Raw genomic sequence first — 20,246 nt, 5'->3', positions numbered from 1 at the left:
CTCCCACAGCAGCCCCTCACAAGGGCTAGCATTTCAATGGGCAGACTACTGCTGCACACCAACAACCCCTTCCACCTGCATCCGCCGCAACAGCGCGACGGCGCTGTCCATGAACTCGAACGAAGCCACCCCTGCCTCCCGCGCCAACGCCAGCAACTGCCCTCGCCCCGCCAACCCGGGATCTTCCTCGATGCGTTGCAAAAGCCGCCAGGCCAGCGGGCTGAGTTCGGAAAAACGCACCTCAAACCCAGGCGTGCGCCGCACCAGCAACAGCGTCGGCTGGGCCGGTAGCGTCGAGGGCTGGTAGTTCGGTGCCAGGCGATGCACCGGCCACTGGTACGCCAGCGGCCAGGCCAGGGGTGAGACACGCAGCGGCAGATCGAGCAAAGCGGCCTCGTCATGAGCCAGCAACGGCTCGGCCTCGGACTGCAGCAGCGCCATCTCGACCCACTCGTAGTGCGCCAGCTCCGCCACGAACGGCGGCCAGTCCGGCGACGGCTGGGCGGCGAGGTAGGCCACAAACTCCTCGGCGATTTCACCGAACTTCGGCGTGGCACAGCGATGCTCCCGCAAGAAACGGCGCACGCAGGCACGCCAACGCTCCTGTCCCAGCACGCCCACCAACACCGGGAAGGTGCCGCTGAGCAGCGAGCGCATGTTTTCGAAGATCAGGTCGCGGTAGACCTGCGCCCGCGCCGCGTCCATGCCGGCTGGGACCGGGCAGTGTTCCGGGTCACGTAGGTACCGGGTCAGCGCCTGTTGCTGCTGATGCAGCGTTTGTCGGGCCTCAGCCATGGGTCACCGCCTGCCGGGTGACGGCCGGGTGTTGCAACTGGCGAATGGTCTGTAATTCGGCCACCAGCGCGGCATAGGGCGGGAAATTGAAGTCCCGTTCGAGCAAGGTCGGCTGCACACCGAAACGTGCGTAGGCCTGGGCCAGCAGCGCCCAGACCACTGGCTTGACCGGCGCGCCATGGCTGTCGATTTTCAGCGTGTCGGACTCGTCGTAATGCCCGGCCACATGCATCGCGACCACCCGCCCCGGCTCGAGGCCCGCCAGGAATGCCTGGGGGTCGAAACCGTGATTGACCGAGTTGACGTAGACGTTGTTGACGTCCAGCAACAGGTCGCAATCGGCTTCGCGCAACACCGCCCGGGTGAACTCCAGCTCGCTCATGTCGTGTTGGGGCGCGGCGTAATAAGAGACGTTTTCCACCGCCAGGCGCCGCCCCAGCACATCCTGGGCCTGACGGATCCGCGCCGCCACGTGATGCACCGCTTCTTCGGTAAAGGGTAGCGGCAACAGGTCATACAAATGCCCGTCATCGCCGCAGTAGCTCAAGTGCTCGCTGTACAACGGCACGTTGAAACGTTCGAGGAAAGCGCGCACCTGGCCGAGAAATGCCAGGTCCAGCGGCGCCGGCCCACCCAAAGACAACGACAGGCCATGGCACGTCAACGGATAACGTTCGGCCAGCGAATGCAGAGCGGCGCCATGAGGGCCGCCGATTCCGATCCAGTTTTCCGGGGCCACTTCGAGAAAGTCGAAATCCCCGGTCGGTGCCTGGCGCAGTTCATCGAGCAAGGCCCGGCGCATGCCGAGGCCTGCCGAAGGTTGAGGTAAATTCAACATGGACACATCTCCTGGGAAAGCAAGAGATGAGGAAGCGCAGCGAATGGTGCCAGTCGAACACCAAACTTGTGGCGAGGGGATTTATCCCCGCTGGGCTGCGAAGCAGCCCTGAAGCCTGCCAACTCGGTGTGCCAGGAAGATTGAGTCTGCTGCATTGGGGCTGCTGCGCAGCCCAGCGGGGATAAATCCCCTCGCCACATAGACAGCGCATGGCTCCTTTCTCATTTCGGCCATTCGCATACGCCCCTCACCCGTTAGAAATCAGGACTCGATAGCCGCCCCACACTTGCCTTCGCCACATTTGCCTTCCGCGGTCTTCGCCTGGGCCGACAGGTATTGCTTGGCTTCCGGCAACGAGATGCCGCCGTCATGGTTGGCGTCGATCTTGTCGAACTCCGCCGCACGCTCCGGTGCCGCGGCGATGAACTCGTCCCGCGAGACCTGACCATCGTGGTTTTTATCGGTCTTGGCGAATTTGTCTTCGCCGCACTTGCCTTCGGCGGGTTTCTTCACGGTATCGGCCGCCGCCAGGGTGTAGCCCTGGGCCAGGTCGTTCATGGTCAAGGCCGAAGCCGCCGTGGAGAGACCCAGGCCGCCGACCAGGGCCAGGCCGAGTGCAAGGGACGAATTGCGAGAGAAGTTGAGCATGGGGTATTCCTCTGACGATTGACGATTAAGGCGCCAGTCACCCGCACCGAAGCTCGGTGTCGGCTGGCTGGCGTAGTTAATCGCCGGTGTGTATCCGGCCTGTGTCGCCGGCCCGGGCCTTCGTCAAGCAGGTGTATCTGGGCCGGTGCGGTACACATTGCGATACACGCCCGCCCGGCCTCAGGTCCCTGGCGTTGAAAAAATCGAAACCTTGGAAGGCCTGCACCGGTCAAGTCCTGTATGAACGTCAACCGCTGCGCGTCGCGCCAAGCGCCCGCGGCCTGAAACGAGGGACAGACATGAGCATGACCGTCGGTGATTTTCTGGTGGAACGTCTTTATGAATGGGGGGTTCGCCGCATCTATGGCTATCCGGGCGATGGCATCAACGGCGTGTTTGGCGCCTTGAACCGCGCCGAGGGAAAAATCCGCTTCATCCAGGCCCGCCACGAGGAAATGGCCGCGTTCATGGCCTGCGCCCACGCCAAGTTCACCGGCGAGCTGGGGGTCTGCATCGCCACCTCCGGGCCCGGCGCGTCCCACTTGGTGACTGGCCTCTACGACGCCCGGATGGACCACATGCCCGTGCTCGCCATCTGCGGCCAACAGGCCCGCGCCGCGCTGGGCGGGCATTACCAGCAGGAACTGGACCTGGTCAGCCTGTTCAAGGACGTGGCCGGAGCGTTCGTGCAGCAAGCCAGCGTGCCCGCCCAGGTGCGCCACCTGGTGGACCGTGCCGTACGCACGGCGGTGGGCGAGCGCCGGGTCACGGCGCTGATCCTGCCGAACGACCTGCAAGACATGGAATACACCGCGCCGCGCCACAAGCACGGTACGGTTCACTCCGGCGCCGGCTACCGCAAGCCCAGCATCGTCCCCTACGAAGAGGACCTGCGCAAAGCCGCCGAGGTCCTCAATACCGGCAAGAAAGTCGCCATCCTGGTCGGTGCCGGCGCGCTGCACGCCACCGACGAAGTGATCGCCATCGCCGAGAAACTTGGCGCTGGCGTGGCCAAGGCGCTGCTGGGCAAGGCCGCCCTGCCCGATGACCTGCCCTGGGTCACCGGCACCATCGGCCTGCTCGGCACCGAGCCCAGCGACAACCTCATGGCCGGCTGCGACACGTTGCTGATGATCGGCTCCGGCTTCCCCTACGCCGAGTTCCTGCCCCCTGAAGGCCAGGCCCGGGGCGTGCAGATCGACATTCAGGCGGACATGCTCAGCCTGCGCTACCCCATGGAAGTCAACCTGCACGGCGACAGCGTCGACACCTTGCGCGCCCTGCTGCCGCTGATCGAAGAAAAACCCGACCGCGCCTGGCGCAAGAAAATCGAACATTGGCGCGAACGCTGGGACCGGACCCTGGAAAAACGCGCCCGGGTATCCGCCAAGCCGATCAACCCGCAACGGGTCACCTTCGAACTGTCGCCGCGGCTGCCGGACCGCGCCATCATCACCTGCGATTCCGGGTCCTGCGCCAACTGGTTCGCCCGGGACATCAAGATCCGTCGCGGCATGATGTGTTCGCTGTCCGGTGGCCTGGCGTCGATGGGCGCGGCCGTGCCTTATGCCATCGCGGCGAAGTTCTGTCATCCGGAGCGGCCGGTGATCGCCCTGGTGGGCGACGGCGCCATGCAGATGAACAACATGGCCGAGCTGATCACCGTCGCCAAATACTGGCGCACCTGGGCCAACGGCAGCTGGATCTGCGCGGTGTTCAACAATCGGGATTTGAACCAGGTCACCTGGGAACAGCGGGTCATGGAGGGCGATCCGAAATTCGCCGCCTCCCAGGACATCCCCGACGTGCCCTACCACCTGTTCGCCGAATCCATTGGCCTGAAGGGCATCCTGGTGCTGCATGAGGACGACGTGGCCACGGCCTGGGAAACCGCGCTGATGGCGGATCGTCCGGTGCTGATCGAATTTCGCACCGACCCCGACGTTCCACCGCTGCCGCCGCACATCAAGCTGGAACAGGCGAAGAAGTTTGCCTCGACCCTGCTCCAGGGCGACCCGAACGAGCGAGGCATCGTGGTCGAGACCGCCAAGCAGGTATTGAGCAGCCTGCTGCCGGGTCATCGCACGGATAAAGAGTGAGGCTGACGCGATGCCGCCGTTGAGCTGCATCGTCACTATGAACCGTCCCCGCGGCTGATGTTCTGCGTGCTGTGGGGATGGCTGGCCGTGCCTTGCAACCGATGGTGGCAGGGCCGTGACCGGGGGCCAGTCGCTGCCCAGCTCATGCGTTTCAAGACCCGCACAGGAGGAAAACAACGCAGCCTGTCGGCCCCTTCGTTAACACGACTCAGTAAATCAGCCCACCCGCCGATATAAGACAGGTGCGGGTGAAATCGCTTTTTGGCTGATGACTTATCTTTAGGATTGAAAATGCTGGCAATGACTCGACTGTCCTCTCCCCGGGCTCGCCAACCCGTAGCTTCACCCGTCGCACTTTTCCGGCCATCATGCTCCTGCTGTTTGTCATGTCCGCCTTGGCGATCGCCGTGCTGCTCAACATCACCGGCGCCCAGGATCGGCGCGCCCGTGAGCAGAGCCTGTTTTTCGCCCAGCGGGCCATCGAGGGGATTCGCACCGGCATCGGCCGGGACCTGAGCGACTATTCCAAGTGGAGCGACGCCTACCGGCACCTGCATGTCGAGGTCGACAAGGAATGGGCCTATGACCAGGAAAACGTCGGCAGCAGCGTGTATTCGCTCTACGGTTACCAGGCGGTGTTTGTCATTTCCCCGACCGGCAAGACCGTCTATTCGGTGATCGATGGCCAGATGAGCGACGTCGATGCCGACACCTGGCTGGCCGGTGACCTGCGCGCCCTGTGGAGCAAAGCCAGCACCGAGGAAAATCACGACGAAGTGGTCGTCGAGATGCTGCATCACGAAGACGCCCCAGCGTTCGTCGCCGTGTCCGCCATCACCACCGGCACAGACAACAGCGTGGCGCAAATTCCCGGCCCGCCCAGCCTGATGCTCTTCGTCAAGGTCCTGGACCCCGGCGCCCTGGAAAACCTGGCGCAGAACTTCGCCCTGCCCGATGCCCATATCGCCAGGACACCGGGCCCAGCCGATACCGCCCAACTGCTGCTCGACGACCTGACCCTGGAGGCCCTGGCCTGGCGACCACAAACCCCGGGCCAGGACCTGCGCAAGATCCTGCTGCCGTTGCTGGCCGTGGCGTTACTGGTGCTGGGGATCCTGGCCCTGGCCGTTCTGCGCCATGCCTTGGTGATGCTTCGCGCCCAGGAAAGCCAATACGCCAGCCTGCTGCTGGCTCACCGCAAGGCGCTGGAACGCAGTGAAGAACGTTTCCGCGACATTGCCGAAGTCTCCTCCGACTGGTTGTGGGAGGTCGATTCGACCGGGACCCTGACCTATCTGTCGGAACGCTTCGAACAAGTGACCGGGTTCAACCCTACGGAATGGCTGGGCAAACCCCTGCACCGGTTGCTCCACCCCCATGGCGGCTCGATCTCGATTGCCCAATGGCTGCTCGGCGGTGCCAACAGCCTCTCATCGGCGCCGCTGCTGTGCGAGTACACCGCGCGCAACCAGCGCATCCGCACCTGCAAACTCTCGGTACGGGCCATCGAGGCCGGCACCCTGGGTTTTCGCGGCACCGCCACCGACATCACCGACGAGTTGCGGGCGCTGGCCCAGATCAAGCACCTTTCCTTGCACGATCCGCTGACCGGGCTGGCCAATCGCAACCGTTTGTTCGATTGCCTGCGTGAACACCTGGGCCGACCTGATCGCCCGCCCCTGGCGCTGCTGAACCTGGACATGGACCGGTTCAAGCCGGTCAACGACTCCCTGGGCCATGCCGTGGGCGATAAAGTGCTCAAGGAAGTGGCGCATATTCTCCAGCAAAACGTGCGTGGCACCGATCTGGTGGCACGCCTGGGCGGTGATGAGTTTGTCATCGTCATGCCCGACCCCGGCGACGCCGACAATCTCGATCAACTCTGTGAACGACTGATCGACTGCATGCAACGGCCCATGCACCTGGACGGCAATACGCTGTACCTGGGGGTGAGCATCGGTGTCGCCTGGTCGCAGCCCGGTGACGAACGGGCCGATGAATTGTTGCGCCACGCCGATATCGCCTTGTATGCGGCCAAGGCCGCGGGCCGCAACACCTGGCGCGTGTACGTGGAAGCCATGGGCAACCTGGCCCGCGACCGGCGGCAATACGAGCAGCAACTGCGCGACGCCATGCAACGGGATCAACTGGAACTGCGCTACTTGCCGCGCTTCGACGTGAGCGCCGAGCAACTGCACGGTTTCGAAGCCCAGACCTTCTGGCACCATCCCGAGAAAGGTGAACTGGGTGGGGCCGACTTCATACCGGTGGCCGAAACCTCTGGCCAACTGGAGGAGCTGGGCACCTGGATGTTGATCAACGTCTGTGAAGAGGCCGCGACCTGGCCGAACGCCGTCAATGTCTCCATCGCGGTTTCCCCCCGGTGGTTCAACAGCAGCTTCCTGCTCAACCAGGTGCAAGAAGCCCTCGAAGCAAGCGGCCTGGCGCCTCAGCGGCTGACCCTGGAAGTGGCCGAAGGCGTCCTGCTGGCCGACCACAAGACCGTCGCCAGCACCCTCCATGCGCTCAAGGACCTCGGCGTGCGGATCAACATAGACAAATTCGGCACCAGCATCGCCTCCCTTCGCGAAGTACTGAACCAGCCGTTCGATGGCATCCGCTTCGATCGCAACATCCTCTCGCAGCTGGGCCTGGAGGACGACAAGGAGGGCGTCCTGGCGATGATCCGCTTGAGCCGCAGCGTAGGGCTCATGGTCACCGCCGAAGGCATCGAAAACGCCCGGCAATTCAGCCAACTGCGCAACGTGGCCTGCGACCATGTCCAAGGCCCCTACTTCGGCGCGGCCCTGGCCCGCTCGGAAATGGCCTCGTTCTTCACCACGCCGCGGTGGCTGTAACCCACTTCTCCACCGCTATCGCGAGCAAGCTCGCTCCCACAATGGGCCTGTATCGGACCCAAAACCTGAGGTCACCCAATGACCCTGTGGGAGCGAGCTTGCTCGCGATGACGCCAGCACAGCCAACATATATGCCAGCAGGTCCAACGCCTTCGCGAGCAAGCCCGCTCCCACAATGGGCAAGGGGTGCATGCAAAAACTCATGAACACCCCTAGATCCCTGTGGGAGCGAGCTTGCTCGCGATGACGCCAGCACAGCCAACCTCACCGCAAGCTCAATCCCTACAAACTCAACCGCCCCCGCTCCTCCTCGGTCAGCCGCTGGCGGCTCTGCTCGTCCAAAGGTCCCGCGCCCAGGACCTGCACCGGGCTGGCCGGATCATAGGCCCGAGGCGCTTCGCGGCTGGCACCATCGCGTGACGGGGCCAGTTGCTCGGAGCCAAAACTCACCACCTGCACGGTAAACACCGACGCCTGGTTCTGCCGCGCGGCGTTCTGTTGCTGACGGGCCACATCCTCAGCCGCTTGCGTCGCCGAGGACGCCGCCGAACTGGCCGAGGTGATGGCCCCGGTGTTCACCGAGGCCGCCAGCGGCACGCCGGAGGATTTGCCCTGGGTCTGGATGTTGGCTGCGTTCACCACGGTCAATGCCGCGATGTTCACGTTGCCCGACACCCGGATCCCGGCCTCGCCCGCGTCGATGGTGCCCAACGGCGCGATCAGGTCGATATCCCCCGCCGCCACTTCGGCAATCGGGTTGAGGGTGGCGATACCCGCGCCGGTGCTCGGCACCGACGGCGACAGGGTCACGTTGCCCCAGGTGTCGTACAAGCGCTTGGGCGGCGTGTACACCACGGTGGTCTTCGAACCCCGACCGGCGTTGATATCGCCCTGGGCCGACCAGCCGAGGATCGAGCCGCCGAAGGTGGTCATGATCCGACTCTGCCCCAGCAGAATGCTGTTCTGCGCGTACAACTGGATATCGCCCTCGCCCTGGGTAATGACCCCGGCGGTGGACGGCGGCGCGTTGCCTTCGATGCCGAACGTCTGCCCGCCACCCGGGGTCAGCATCTGGATACTGCCACCAAAATCGGTGTGCACCCCCGCCCCGCCGAACATCGTGATGTCGCCCTTGTAGGTGATCGCATTGCCCGCCACATCCTTGCTCGGGAACAACAAGTCGATAGCTTCCCGCCCGCGCAGGTAGCTGCCCTGACGCACGCCGCCCGCCTCGTTGTACTCACGACCAGCGGCCTTGAGCTCGGCAAAGTACACATCCCGGGCAAACACCCGCTGCTGCTCGGCCGGCAGCGCCGCGAAGTAGCTGCGGGCCTGCTCGGTGTCGCCGCTGAAGCCGAAGCGTTTGTCCAGCCAATCCACCAGTTCCGCCTCGTAGGTCTTGGCGACCTTGCCGTCCTGGTTCGCCAGGGGCACACCGGCCAGGGCCTGGTTCGCCGGGTCCAGGTACGCCTTGACGAAGCGCTCGTAATCCGCCCCGTTGAGCCCCGCGCCGGCTTGCAGCACCAGGCTCGCTCCGGGGCGCGCATCCCCGGGCACCACCGCGCCGAGGCTGGTGATGCTGACCTTGTCGTCCATCAGGATATTGCGCCCGGCGGTGATTTCCAGCAGGCCGGGGCCGGCAACGTTGAAGGTGCTGTAGAGGATGTCGCGCCCGGCCGAGACGATGGAGATGTCGGTGGGGGTGTTGTGGATGAAGAGGTTGCCGGTGGTGGTGTAATTACCCACGTCGGAGTTCTCATTCAGAGACCCGCCCAGCGGTATGCCACTGCTGACAATGTCTCGCCCAGCCATCATCCGTACAGGTCCGGCGCCTTCGTATGCGATTCGCCCCGGCCATCTGCCCGTAGAGGCTGATGTCATCGACCGTCCAGTGGCGACTGCCAGCAAGTCACCTTCAAGCGCATAGAAGCGAGCAGGATCGACATTGAGGGCCCATTCGCTGGAAGCGCTGCTGGTGTCAAAGGCAAACAGCGGCAATATGTTCGCACTAGGGCGAGCGGGGTTGCCATCGGCTGAGAGATTGCTGGTCTTTATGACGAAACCATCGACGATACCGGCAAAGGCCGGCCGAAACGGTGTGGCCAGGGCTGCGGACGATGCACCGGAACGACTGACCGACATATCGCCACCGTAGATGGAGTCGCCGGCCATGAATTGCAGTTCACTATTGACGCCGGGAGCAAGCAAAAGGGCTGGACGATTGTCGCCGTTGTAGGCTGTTCCATACAATGCCGAGGACTCCCCATAGTAAAGGCTGCCACTGGCCGCCACAGCTCTCAGGATCGATGGGTAGACCACCGCCAGATCCGTTGCGGTACTGAAGGTAAAAGGCGTCAGGTTACCTCCCGACGACCACAAGTCGATCGCGGTATTGGCCGTCCACAGCGTGAACCAGCTCACACCCGATCCGTTAGTCGCACCATTTTTGAAGGGCGACACACTCATCATCGGCGCCCGGCCCGGGTCGGCGACGTCCATCACGACAAGGTCGCCCAAAGTTGTCACATCAAAGGTAGCGTCGCCCGGCATGAGGGTCAGCCCACCCGTTGCAGATCCTCGTGTGGACTTAAAGGAATCGTAGGCCCGCGTTTCTCCAGGGGACTGTGCTGAGACAGCATTGCCATATTGAAGGTCGATTCGACCGATGGCGCCGCTATCGATCTGCGCGTGCCCCCGCAGGTTGATGACCGCACCGTTGAGATGCCCGTTCACGAACAGGCTCTCGGGATTCAAAGCGCCACCCACACGCAGATTGAGATCACCGCCACCGGTCAGTTGCAGGCTGCCATCGGCGCCTACGCGCCCGGTGCTGCCCACAGCCAGCAGCAGCCCCTGGCTACGAGCGTTGATGTTTGAATTGAAGTCGCTACCGGCAAGTCGGTTCAACACACCCGCGTCACCCTTCACCTGTACATCCAGATCACCGCCGCCCAAGGTCCCGAATCCGGTGAAAGCGGCCATTTGATCAGCGCCATCCGACATCGTCGACGCGGTATAGCTACCGAAGTTGATCCACCAAGCGGTCGGCTGGCTGTTCGCTGAATCACCATTGCCCTGGCGCCAGAGCCAATTGCCCACATTGGCCGAATCCTGGCCCATGTCGGTAGGGTTCGGTCGCCCGTTAGAGTTGACAGGCGCGGTCAGATTACCGCTGAGGTCACCGCCGACCTTAAGCAACAGGTTACCGCCCGCGTCCGGATACCAGGCGCGATAGAGACTTTCAGTGCCGCCATCGACCAGCCTTTCATTGCTGCCATCCTCGTCGTTGAGCACCGTGTCGTTGCCGCCCAAGGCCTTGGGCTGGTTGTAGGGATCGCCCGGGAACGTCGGCGCCGACGAGATGCCGGCGGTATAGATCCCGAACAACGAATCCATGCGCAGGCTGCCACCGCTCAGCAGTTCCAGGTCGCCGGTGCCGGTGCGGAGGACACTTGGACGGACACTGCCGGCAACCGGTTTGTATTCCCCGTCAGCGGGTGTACAAATTTCCGGTACTGCGTCGCAAAACGACTGGACTGAATCGAATTGGAAAAATTGTGCCGCGGCCTGGCTGATCAGCTCACCGGCCTTGACCTCGAAGCCTGAATTTGCCAGCTGTTCCTCTGCTGACTTGGTCCATTTGTAAGAAGCCTGGAGCGTGCAATTGCCACCAAAATCAGCACAAAAAGCTTCGGCCGATTCGTAACCGAAAATATCGCGAAAGATGGTTTCGTCGACAGGCTGGCCCAGTTCGACCGTGACCCCGTTGTTCAACATGTCCTCTACGCCCGCCTCGGTCCATATGAGGCTGCCCTTTCCGGGTACGAGCACACCGAACATGCCGTAGTGGCTGTCGGCGAAACGCAAGTCGCCATGGACCGGTTCAGGCTGGACGATCCGGCTGTCCGCAGCCGTCGTGTCGGCCCCGGCCACCAATCTCAACGACCAGGATTGAGAACCCTCGGCGAGCATGGGAGCGATGGCCCACATGCGGCCATCGCTGCCCGCAATCTCTGGACGCAACTGCACCGATTCGACGCCATCCGGTAACTTCACGTCGGTGCCGGACGGAAGCAGCGAACCGCGGTTCAAGACCAGGTTGCCTTCGAGCTTGAGGATATTGGTCTGCGCATTGCCCGCGTTTGCCACGTTGGGCAGCGCCACGCCCTTGGGCCAGGTGAAACCGCGCAGTGCGGCGGCACCGCTCAACACGCTGCCGGCGCCCAACTGCGAGCCGGCTTCGAGGGTCTGGGCCCGGCTCAGCAAAGTGCCTGCGGCAAACAGCAGGTTACCGGAGGCGTCGTGCACCGCTGCCGCCAATACCGTGCCGGCCGGCAGTTCCAAGGGTTGTTCCAGGATCGCCGCCACTGGCAACCGGGTGCCGGCAGCCAGGGTCACATCTTTGATCGGCAAGTCGTAGTTGAGTGTGGTTCCCGCCGGGAACGCCGTACCGTCGGCCAGCGTCACGCCGGCACCGGGAACGACGATGTCGCCACCGGTGAAATCGATGCCGGGCAGCAGCACCCAGCCTTTGTCATCCTGCGTGGGCGGCGGTGGCGCGAAACCGTCGTTGATGCTGCCGTAGATGCTCAAGTCGCCACCGGCGCGCAGGGTCAGCGCACCGGCCTCGCCGGAACCGTATATGTCGGTTTTCTGCGTGTGAGGGTTCACACTGGCGTAGCGATAACGGGACAGGTCCAGGTCTCCCTGCACTACCAGGTCGCCGTCGGCCGTGGCGCTGACAATCTCGACACCGGGCCGCAGGTGGAACGCATCGGCATAACGCGTGTTGTTCAGGCCGGCGAGCTTGCGTTGCATCAGGTCGCCGTTGTCCAGCGCGGCTTTGATGAACTTGGTGCTGTCGTCATGTATGTCTTTCAGGTAGTCCTGGTCGATGACCTGATAAGGACGGCCACTTGCCGCCGGATCGCTGCCATAGTCGGCATCGCTGTACTGCCACATACCGTTGACGGCAATCGAGCGAGCGCCCTGGATATCCAGGTTCCCGCTGGCGTCGATGGCGATGTCACCATGGGTGGCATCTGGCCCGGCGCGCCGGGCATTGAGTTCCAGGGTGCCGCGAGCGCGACCATCATGCTGTCCCGCAGACGCCGCGGTGCCATGGCGCAGATCGATGCGCGCACCGTCGGCCAATGTCAGTACACCGCCCCGGGATGTCAGGTCGACCATGGCGCGGTTCGGCGAGTCGATGATCTTGCCGTAGCTGTCCACCCGCAGGCGGTTGCCATGGGCATCGAGCACCGCGTTACTGCCCAGGGTCAGGGAGCGCCCGGCGGCGAGCCGGATGCTGCCGACCCGTTCGCCGCTGGCGTCTACCTTGCCATTGACCAACAGGTTTCCGTTGTCGACCGACACGCTGATGGTCGAGGCCTTGAGTTCGTTGCCGATCACCAGGTCGCCCTGTTTGAGCTGGAAGCCACGGGAGCCGAACACCTGCCCGTCGTTCAACCGTTGGTTCAAGGCCACAAACTGCTCGCTGAGGTTACCGCTGTCGCCCAGGCGCTGCGCCTGGATTTCCACGCCGCCGGCCAGGTACGGCATGGCGGTGCCGCCGGCGTCATATTCGCCCGTGCTGTTGCCGAGAATCCGCCCCTGCAAATCAACGATCCCGGCGGCCTCGTCCAGGGCCACGGCACTGAGCCGGCCAGCCTGATTGTTACGGGCCGAGAGGTCGATGCTTGAGCCATCCGCTTGGCGGATATTGCCGTTGCGGCTTTGCAGGATCACCTCGCCACCGGCACTGTAACGCGTCACATCGTTAAAGGTGACTGCGCGCCCAGCCAGGTCGATTTGCGCCGCATCCGTCAGGGTCAGGTCATCCGTCGCGCTGAGGGTGAGCTTGCCGCTGGGCAACACCACTGCGCTGGCGAGGTTGAGGCTCGCTCCCTTGAGGGACAGCTCGCCCCCAAGCCCGGAGACAGCGCTCGGCTTGGCGGTCGTGCCAGTTACATTGACCGCGCCGCCGGCTGTGATGCGGTTGACCGATCCCGCTTCACCGGTGAGCAACGGCGTGAGGATACTCAGGTTGCCGCCGCTGTAGGCGTAGCCCGTTTTCGCGTCATAGGCGCCCTGGCTCTGATACACCGCCAGGCTGCCCTTGTGATTGGCGGTCACACGTTCGCTGGCGCTGAGGTTGACGTTGGCGAACCCCAGTGCCAGGCGATCCAGAGTGGTGATAGAGCTGGGTTGGGTAAAGGCACCGTAACCGAACTCGATGCGCCGGGCCTGGATGTCCAGGCGACCGGCGCCGGTGCCAGCCCCGCCGGTAATCACCGAACCCGGTGCATCGACGCCACCGTTCCAGATCAGGTTGGCGGTGCGGATGGTCGCCACGTCATTGGCGTTGCCGGCACCATAGAGGGCCGGGGTGCTGAGCATCAGGTTGCTCAGACGCGATTTGCCGGTGACCGGGTCATAAGTGTCGAGGCTGACAGTTCCGTAGAAGTTCAACGCCTCGCGGGCCGACAGCTCCAGGGTTTCCAGGGCCGGTGCGCCATATTCGGTGTCGCCACGCAACAGGCGATCAAGCACGGCCTGGCTCAAGGTCAGACCCGCTGGCAAGACCTGGCGCGTCGCCGCGTCGCTGAGTGCCTGGGCAGTGCCGACGTTGATGTTGCTCAGGGCCAGCGTCAGATGACGGGTGCCATAGCGCACTTGGTCGTCCAGTTCCAGGCTGCTGCCCGAGGCGGCAACGATGCTGCCTTCGGAGTGAATCTTCGTCACGCCGGTGCACGGTGTCAGGCTGCAACCGCCAATATTGACCGAACCCGTGGAACCCGACTGCGGAGCCAACACATTGAGCAAGCCGTTGGAAGCCGCCAGCATGTTGTAATTCTGGTTCCTCACATTGAGGTTATAGATAAAACCATCACGGGCATCGTACGCTGCCTTGCCCTGCCCGATGGTGTTGATGGCTGCGCCTTGCTCCACCAAGAGCTCGCCACCGTCGGTCAGCAGAAAAACCTCCGGTGCCGCCAGAGTCGCGCCTTCACGCACAGTCACACTGCGGGAGACCCTTTGCGGCGTGATGTAGTTACCCCCCTGGCCATACAGAATTGAAAACTGGCCGCCGATCACTTGGCGCGATGCGTTCAACGCATTGAGGCTTCCGGCATTGAGGGTCACACCTTCGAAACCGGCCGTGGCCCCGCGTCCGTCAGCAACGACTTCCAGCGCGCTACCGGTGCCCCCCACCACTGCAACGGTACCGCCGTACCCACCCTTCTGAGGCGCGAACTTGCCAATCCCCTTGAAGGAGAACGCCTGATCCCCCGCGCCCTTGGCCAGGTTCAGCTTCAAAGTCTTGGCATCCACAGGCAATAAAGCCCTGGGGACACCCAGGCGTCCGGCGTCGGCCACGGCAAACTGGGCGTAGCTGGTTTCGTTGTATTGCGAATAGCGGCGAAGCACCTCTCCCGACGTCAGGATGACCTGGCTGGACAAACTGTTGCGCTGCCCGGTATTAGCCACCGACAGTACCCCAGCGGTGGTCCAGGAGCCGTTGCGCATCTGCTGCGCAGCCGTTGTCACCCCCTGGCCCGCCAAGCCATTGACCTCGACCCGGAAAGCTCCCGGCAACAAGGCGTAGGTGGAGGGCATCAAGGTATAGGTACCTGCGGCCAATCCCGGAACGCCGGCACCAATGGTAATTTGCTGGCCTACCCTGGGGTCCACTGCGCCGCCTTCGGGGGCGACTGGCGCATATAGGCTCTGGTTGCCCGGCACGATGGCGTAGACCGGGTTGCTGGACAATCCCGGCAAGGTGAAACCGCCGTTCGCGCCGATTTGTACCAGCGGGTTGAAGCGAGCATCGGTGGAACCGCCTCGGCCAGAGATAAAACCGGCGCCGAGCAATTCACCACCACCCGAAAGATCGAGCACCGAGCCTTCCTGGGCCGCCACCGACTTGCCGCCGAGAATCACGCCGATATTCAGGTCACCATTGCCGGCAGTCGCTCCTTGCCCTAGCAACACAACCTTCTTTCCAGCGTACTGATAGCTCTGCCCATCGACAGTGCCACCATAAGGCAGCACCAACCCCAGGCCGCTGACCGAAGTCAGGCTGCCCGGCAACAAGTCTACTCGAGCCGATACACCCGCCAAGCTGTCGTTTGTACCGATTTCAAGCAACCCCAAAGGTGCACGGACAACACCACCTTGTTCGATCTTGGCGCTACCCAGTTGCAAGCGACCGAACACCGAATAAGGCACTTGAGGTGCTACCTGTGTGGTGCGTCCGATGACCAGGCTACGCGCCGGATCATAGAGAATCATGCCGCTACCGGGTTCAGTGCCCCAGCCATATCCTGCCAATATCCGTGCGCCGACCCCGGTCGCGGGATACAACTGCGCCGCTTGCAAGATCATGTCCGAAGGGGTCAGCAATTGGGTAGTGAAGCCTTCGGGCATATAGGCGCCAGAGAATCCGGCCAGGAATCGAATATCACCCCGACTGTTTAATTGAACCCGGTCGAAACCGGCGCGCTCCAGCTCGACGGTACTGCCGTCTGCCTGCTTCAGCGTGCCTTTGCCGCTGAATATCACACTGCCCTGTACATCCAGCAGGTCTGCGTTAACGGAAAACACTGCCTTGTTTGCCAACAGCGACACACCGCCGCCCTCGACCGCTGGCCGAGTATACCCGTCCATATTCGGTCGAGCGGCCGCCGGCCCGGACAGCAGCACATGGGAGGCATTGAGTTGGACCCGGGTATTGGCTGGCGCGTTTGCGCTCGGCCCAAAGCTGCGGGCATACAGGCTCAGGCTTTGGCCCAGAGACAGTGACACGTCGCCATCGACGCTCAACAGGCCATTGCTCAACAAGGCAAGGCTGTCGAAGCCGCCCGACTGGACCTGGTCCACGCCTAAGCGACCGCGACCGTAGACCAGTGAATCCGCCGAGGTCTCGGCCGTGTCGCCCAGCAGGGTCGCCTGGGCGTTTTGCCCCAGCACCAGCTCACGCACTTGCAAGACCCGATCACTGACCGCATCGTTGCGGTAATACGGCGTTTCCAGTGCCACCGACAAACTGCCCCCTGCCGCCCCCGTGCCCCCCGAACGAGCGCTGAACTCGCCGTCCAGGTACAAACCATTGGCCGACGCCAGGGAAATACTGCCGCCATCGCTCGCCACCGACGTGCGTCCCTGGCCAGGAATATCCAGCACCGCCTGGCTGCCATCCGCTTGCAGACGCGCGCCGTCGCGCACCACGACAAACAGTTCGGATGCGGAAGCCGAACCCTTTGTGGCATCGATCTGGCCGCCGATGACAATCTGCCCGCCATCACGCACCAGGCCATAGGTCTGACCGCGCATATCCTGGGCGGTCACGGCCCGACTGGAGACGTCGATCAGTGCCTGTTCGCCCAGCCAGATGGAGCGACCGTGGCCCTGAGCGTTGACGGCTTCACCCTGGGCACCGATGACGCTCAACCCGGTGAGGCTGACCCGCCCGCCCCACGCATTAAGGGTGCCGTTGGCAGTCAGTTGACCGATGCTGCGCACGTCGATGCCCTGCCCCGGATCGACGCTGATCACGCTGCCCTTGCCCAGGTTCAACACCGTGCTCGCCATGTCGGCGGCGCTGGAGTTCGCGGTACCGGCAGTGAGGCTCAGGCTTGCGCCGCGACGCTGGGTCAGGACGCCTTTGATCGCATCTTCCTGGTACAGCTGCGGCGTCCAGCGCTGCAAAGCCTCGGCCGGCTCTGCATCGCTGCCGGTGCTCAACGCCTGCTCGCCAAAGCGGTACACCGGCATCGTCACATCGACCCGGGTCCCGTCGGCCACGGTCAGGCCTTCGTTGCCAGTGATGTCATAGGCCGAGAAACCCTTGTCGAAGAAATCGCCACCCAGTTGCAGGGTGCCCGGTTCAAGCGCCGAGCCGCTGTTGCCGATCAGCACTTTATTGGCCGCCAGCTTCAAGGTCCCGCCACCGCTCACGCCGGTGCCGCGCAGTTCACCACCCAGGCTCAAGTCGCCGCTGTCTGACGACGTACTGGTAATCGCCGTCAGGGTCAGGTCCCCGCCCTTACCACCGCGGGTCTTGCCATCGGCCATGACCGCGGCGCCGGAGCTGACGTCGATCAGGCTGCCCTGGCGCACATCTATGTTGTCGCTGCGCACGGACACGGTGCCGCCGTTGATAAACGGCAGGTTCTGGTGATCGTTGCCGTCAAGCAGCAGGTTGCTCCACCGGCCAGCGGTGTTCAACGTCACGCCCTCGCCCAACGTGACCACCGCACGCTGACCTGTGCCGGGCGAAAGCACGACGTCTCCCATCTGGAAATTGTCGGTTCTGACCTGTTTAAGCACGTTACCCAAGGCAATGCGACCGCTGCGGGCCGTCAGGTCGGCATTCACCTCGACCTGCGGTGCATAAAGCGTGATGTCGCCGCCATCGGCGACCTTGAGTGCCCCCTCGACCTTGATGCCCTCAAGCGCCGCGACCTTGACCGCGCCGAGTTGGAAGCCGTTGAGCAGATCGTTATCCAGAACCAGTTTGCCTTGCCGATCAGTGCCGACCACCGATGTCAGGTCCAGGCCCGCAGCAATTTTGTTGGCCACCTTACCGACGGTGACCTGATCGAGCGTGGGGTTCAGGCCGCTGTTGATTACACCGCTGGTCTTGTCGTAGATCGGCGTGTAGCTGCCCACCCACAACTGCGCCCGTCGGGCCACGGCGTTTTGCGATTGCTGGTAACCGTCGAGGTTGAGGTTCGGCGTCTGGGTCTGGCGTTCGCCCTGATAGACCTCACCGACAATCTGGCCTTCCAGCACCGCGTTGCGGGTCGATACCACCAGTTTGCCGGCATCACGGCCGACGGTGTAGCCGGCCTCAAAACGCTCGCGGGGGGCGATCAGCGGGTTGTAGTAGTAATCCGTCTGGCCCCAGCGCTGGCTGTGATCTTCGTAGCCCTTGTAGATGCCACTGTAGAGGATGTCCCCCGGCGCCTTGGACAATTCATACAAGCGCCCATTGGGACCCTTGAGCCAGGACTGGCGCACATAACCGCTCTGCACATCCAGGGTGCCACCGGACAGGTTCAACTGCGCCGCCTGCTGAGTCACGACGTCGTTGCCGGTGAACGTCAGCGTGCCACCCTGGGCGGCCCATTCACCCATGCTGTGGCCCCGGGTGCCCAGGTAGCCGCCGACTTCCAACAGCCCACCCGCCGTGTACCAACGGTCGGTGGCGTAGCCGTTGGTGCCCGCCGGCACATAGATCAAGTCACGCACATCGACCCAGACATCGTTGTTGGTCAGCTTGCCGCCCTCGCGGTTGACCGGTGCGTCGCGCTGTTCGTTGCCCTGCACGTTGACCTTGATGGAGTTGGACTCCATCGCCACCTTGACGCCGATGGCGCCGGACACATCGATCACCGCACCATCGCGCACCAGGCTGCGACCGGAGGCGCTTACCGCGACCTGGCCGCCGGTGGCCAGGGTAATGGAGCCGTTCTGGAAGTCGACGCTGCCGCCACTGACGATCTCGACCCGCCGACTGGTCGCTGCGGTCGACCACACTGCTGAGGTTGTTGAACTGGCCGGTGATCAGGTTGTTCGGCGTGCCATCCAGGCCGACGGGCCCGGCGTTGCGCTGGCTGTTCAGGGCGCTGCCGCCCGCAGCGTCGAGCAGCACTGCGGTGGCGCTGCCCTGCCCCAGGGTCACACTGCCGGTGCGGTCGTTGAAGGCGTTGAGCAGGTGCACGGTGCCGCGGGTGTCCACTGAACTGGTGGCGACGGCCACGCCGTTCTGCTCGACCCGGTGTCCGGTGAGGGTGATGTCGCCGGTGCTGGCCTGGATCAGGCCGCTGTTGATCACCGTGCCAGCGCTGCTGCCGGGCTTGAGAGACGTCGCGACCTCGTTGCCACGGGTGGTGGAACGCAGGTTGCCGCTGGTGCCCTGGCCCCGGCGGATGTAGAAGCTGTCGCCTGCCGCCAGGGTGGTCTGGCCCTTGGCAGTGATGATGGAGCCGGCGTTCTCCACTTCGCTACCCAGCAGCAAGGCATAGCCGCCGCCCCCGGCCGTGGAGGTGGCGGCACGATGGGTTTCGATCAGTGCGCCCTGTTGCACTTGGACCTTGCCGGCTGCGTCGGTGAAGGTTGGCTGGCTGCCGGTGGCATCGACGTACAAGCCGCGCTTGTCGAATTGCTCATCGCTGATGTTGGCCGCCACCGCCGCCAGGTTACGCACATTGACCTGGCTGCTGCCGCTGAAAATGATGCCGTTGCGGTTGACCAGCATCACCGTGCCATTGCCCTTGATCTGGCCCTGGATCTGGCTTGGTCGCGCTTGAGGGTCGTTGACCCGGTTGAGCACGGCCCAGTCCGACTGCTGCTGGAAATCCACCGTGGTATTGCGCCCGACGTTGAAGGTTTCCCAGTTGAGAATCGCCTTGTCGGCAGTCTGTTCGATCTTCACCGTGGTCTTGCCGCCGGCTTGGGTCTGCTGCGGTCCCTTGGCGTTGAGCCAACCCTGGGTCAGGCTGTTATCGACCTTGAGCCCGCCCTCGCCCAAACCGTCGGGCACCACCTGAACCTGACCGAGCGCAGCTTGCCTGCCTGCAGCCTGGGCCGCCTGCTGAGCCGCGATAGCGGCCACAGTGTTATTGAGGTTGGTCAGCGAACGCTGCAACTGCGTATTGGCCCGTTGCTGCTGCGCCAGGGGCGGCGGCATGCCGGGCTGCGCCGTCGTGGGCCGCCCCGCGCTACCGGCCTGGGACGCGCCCTTGGCGGCAAACCAGGCCGAACTGAACGCTGTCGCCGCCTGGGCATTGCCGGCCACCATCAGCAGGGCAATGGCCTGGGCCAGCGGCTTGAGCCGCAACATCGACAACTCGCCATCGCGACGTGGGGCGTTCAGTTTCGTCTGAGGTTTGCAGCGCAGCATCCTACTCATCCTTTCGGTTTGCTCTAAGGGGCACAACGCAGTGCTATCAAGCTGCCAGCGTTGGTTATAGGGGATAGGCGGTTACAACCGCTCGGGAC

The 20,246-nt window shown here is 63.6% G+C and carries 5 protein-coding genes and 1 pseudogene; 2 read left to right on the top strand and 4 right to left on the bottom strand.

Annotation, left to right across the window (positions count from 1 at the left end; translation table 11 throughout):
* Positions 1-45: 45 nt before the first annotated feature.
* From PSH84_RS17385 to PSH84_RS17375, 3 genes are all read right to left on the bottom strand, one after another.
* A complete protein-coding gene (locus PSH84_RS17385) occupies positions 46-795 on the bottom strand; it encodes an HvfC family RiPP maturation protein (protein WP_305481437.1) in 750 nt (249 codons plus the stop codon).
* A complete protein-coding gene (locus PSH84_RS17380) occupies positions 788-1,633 on the bottom strand; it encodes an HvfB family MNIO-type RiPP peptide maturase (protein ID WP_305481436.1) in 846 nt (281 codons plus the stop codon). Before PSH84_RS17380 ends, PSH84_RS17385 begins: the two co-directional genes overlap by 8 nt.
* A gap of 261 nt (positions 1,634-1,894) precedes the next feature.
* The gene (locus PSH84_RS17375) at positions 1,895-2,281 is read right to left on the bottom strand and encodes an HvfA family oxazolone/thioamide-modified RiPP metallophore (protein WP_053119671.1); all 387 of its coding nucleotides are present in this window, start codon (positions 2,279-2,281) and stop codon (positions 1,895-1,897) included.
* Positions 2,282-2,580: 299 nt separating this feature from the next.
* On the opposite strand from PSH84_RS17375, the gene PSH84_RS17370 reads away from it, so the two are divergent.
* Both PSH84_RS17370 and PSH84_RS17365 read left to right on the top strand, forming a co-directional pair.
* A complete protein-coding gene (locus PSH84_RS17370; protein WP_305481435.1) occupies positions 2,581-4,380 on the top strand; it encodes a thiamine pyrophosphate-requiring protein in 1,800 nt (599 codons plus the stop codon).
* Positions 4,381-4,766: 386 nt separating this feature from the next.
* Entirely contained in the window at positions 4,767-7,238 is a 2,472-nt protein-coding gene (locus PSH84_RS17365; protein ID WP_305481434.1) for a bifunctional diguanylate cyclase/phosphodiesterase, read from the top strand.
* A gap of 282 nt (positions 7,239-7,520) precedes the next feature.
* Here the strand turns inward: PSH84_RS17365 and PSH84_RS17360 are convergent.
* A pseudogene (locus PSH84_RS17360) lies at positions 7,521-20,148 on the bottom strand (filamentous hemagglutinin family protein).
* Positions 20,149-20,246: the final 98 nt, after the last annotated feature.

The organism is Pseudomonas beijingensis, assembly GCF_030687295.1.
Lineage (GTDB): Bacteria > Pseudomonadota > Gammaproteobacteria > Pseudomonadales > Pseudomonadaceae > Aquipseudomonas > Aquipseudomonas beijingensis.
Note: the sequence above shows the minus strand (reverse complement) of the source record. Positions and strands in the feature narration are given on the sequence as shown.

What these genes read in the sequence shown, in the direction of transcription:
- PSH84_RS17385 (WP_305481437.1), bottom strand. Translation starts at nt 795, where the DNA reads ATGGCTGAGGCCCGACAAACGCTGCATCAGCAGCAACAGGCGCTGACC.
- PSH84_RS17380 (WP_305481436.1), bottom strand. Translation starts at nt 1,633, where the DNA reads ATGTTGAATTTACCTCAACCTTCGGCAGGCCTCGGCATGCGCCGGGCC.
- PSH84_RS17375 (WP_053119671.1), bottom strand. Translation starts at nt 2,281, where the DNA reads ATGCTCAACTTCTCTCGCAATTCGTCCCTTGCACTCGGCCTGGCCCTG.
- PSH84_RS17370 (WP_305481435.1), top strand. Translation starts at nt 2,581, where the DNA reads ATGAGCATGACCGTCGGTGATTTTCTGGTGGAACGTCTTTATGAATGG.
- PSH84_RS17365 (WP_305481434.1), top strand. Translation starts at nt 4,767, where the DNA reads ATGTCCGCCTTGGCGATCGCCGTGCTGCTCAACATCACCGGCGCCCAG.